Source organism: Marinobacter sp. UBA5687 (assembly GCF_002420325.1).
Taxonomy (GTDB): domain Bacteria; phylum Pseudomonadota; class Gammaproteobacteria; order Pseudomonadales; family Oleiphilaceae; genus Marinobacter; species Marinobacter nauticus.
This window is the reverse complement of sequence record NZ_DIHV01000141.1, coordinates 7,139-9,062: the sequence shown is the minus strand read 5'-3', so window position 1 is coordinate 9,062 and position 1,924 is coordinate 7,139. Positions and strand designations below refer to the sequence as shown.

The window sequence follows — 1,924 nt, the reverse complement described above, 5'->3', positions numbered from 1 at the left end:
AACAGCACATTTTTTTCAATAATGCCCACAGTCATTCCTCTTGCGATACAGTGAAGATTGCCGGCCCCATATCGTTAAACGCCAGCGCATAATCCTGCTGTCCCGGACTGTCACTGAGTAACTCATAGAGAGGCTCTCCCTTAATGACGATATCGCCGACGTTCACCAGCAGCCGTAGTCCTGCGGTAGAACTGGCAGGCGCTCCTGCCAGCTTGGCGACACGGGCAAGCCGACGGTTGTCGATAGACACGATTGTTCCGGATTCCGAGGACAGAACTGGACGCCGAAAACGGGCTTCACCTAAGCTCTTCAGTCCCCCCTGAGCCTTTGTTATGCGCTTGAACTGCTCCCAGGCAGAGCCGTTTTGAAGTAATCGCTCTGCTTTGATCATCCCCTCTTTCACGCCAAGACCATCGGCCAGATCGAATAAATGGCCAGCCAGCAAGATGGCGCGGCTCCGTAGATCCTCCGGCGCACCCCGCTTTCCCTGCAACACGGCCAAAACATCACGGGCCTCCTCTGTCGGCCCGATCCCTGCACCAACCGGCTTGCTGCCGTCTGTCGCGATGCAGCGTACCTTCAGCCCACAGGCCGCCCCAACGCTTGTGAAAAGAGAGGCCAGCCGGTCGGCATCGCCGGGCGTTCGAACCTTGGCCGTCTCCCCCACCGGAATGTCAATCACCGCATGGGTGGAACCGGCAGCAATCTTCTTGGACAGCACCGAGGCCACGAGCTGGCCCTCACCATCAAGGTCCAGCGCTCTCTCGATGCGAATCAACAGGTCATCAGCCGGGCTGAGGTTCATCGCCCCACCCCAGGCGAGACAGGCACCGGTTTCTCTGACCACACGGCGAATCTCGTTCAGCCCAAGCCTCACATTGGTCAGCGCTTCCATGGTGTCCGCTGTTCCCGCCGGTGAGGTGATGGCACGGGAGGAGGTTTTAGGCATTACTAAGCCTGCTGCGCTAACGATCGACACAACCAGCGGCGTGGTCCGGTTGCCCGGCAGGCCTCCAACACAGTGTTTGTCGAACACACGATCCACGCCTGGCCAATCGAGCTGTTGTCCGCAATTCACCATCGCCTGGGTCAAAGCAACAATCTCATCGAAACCTAATCTGCCACCCGCACAAGCGCTCAGGAAACAGGCTATTTCGACATCGCTGTATTTGTGTGCGGAGATATCGGAGACAATGCGGGCCATCTCAGCCGGAAGCAAGCTGTGTCCGAATACTTTCCGACGAACCAGACTCAAGGATTCGATATAGGGCGCATGATGTACTGAAACCAGGTCAGACTGAGCCACCCCGAGCCGCTCTATGGCGATATCTGAAAGCCCCGCATACCCTTTGGGAACCGTTTCATCAGACGAAATATTGAGAGTTGCGATGATGGAACGTCCCTGCGAGGAAATTCCCACCCTGGAACTGGCGGCGAATCCTTCTGAAAGGCACACATCACAATCATCACGCATGTAGACGACAGGCTCCTGATGAGTATTGATACCCATCTTGAAAACCCGTAACTGACTGGAAGACGCCACCATGTATCAACATCCTTTTCTGCGTCGAAGAATAATTTCAGTGTTCTGATCAGAGGTCGTTCATACGCCCTATCTGCCTGGCCAATCGCATAGCTTCGTTCTCTTCCATGGTTAGCAACGACTGCAGTAATTCTTTCGCCTCGGGAATTTCGGCTTTGTCGGCCAGGGTACGATAAAGGTCCTCTATCTGATCATGGAAATCGAATACTTCTCTGCATATGCCCTCAAAATCCAGCTGTGCGTAGGGCTCATCGCAGGTTCTGTGGGTCTTAATGGGATGGTGAGACAGGTAGTCGTAGACCCTTGTCTCCAACGCTTTGGAATCGCCCTGCGACTTGAACTCGTTCACAATACGTTCCATTTCCGATTCATGGGTCGCCA

2 protein-coding genes are annotated in these 1,924 nt (G+C 55.0%); both read right to left on the bottom strand.

The genetic code is table 11. The features are described 5' to 3' along the window. Positions 1 to 31: 31 nt before the first annotated feature. Positions 32 to 1,546 (bottom strand): thymidine phosphorylase family protein, encoded by a 1,515-nt coding sequence (locus B3Y70_RS15635; protein WP_199456056.1) that lies wholly within the window; start codon positions 1,544 to 1,546, stop codon positions 32 to 34. 46 nt (positions 1,547 to 1,592) lie between these two features. Further along, on the bottom strand, positions 1,593 to 1,924 hold a 332-nt coding region (locus B3Y70_RS15630; protein ID WP_288590060.1), incomplete at its 5' end, for an ATPase.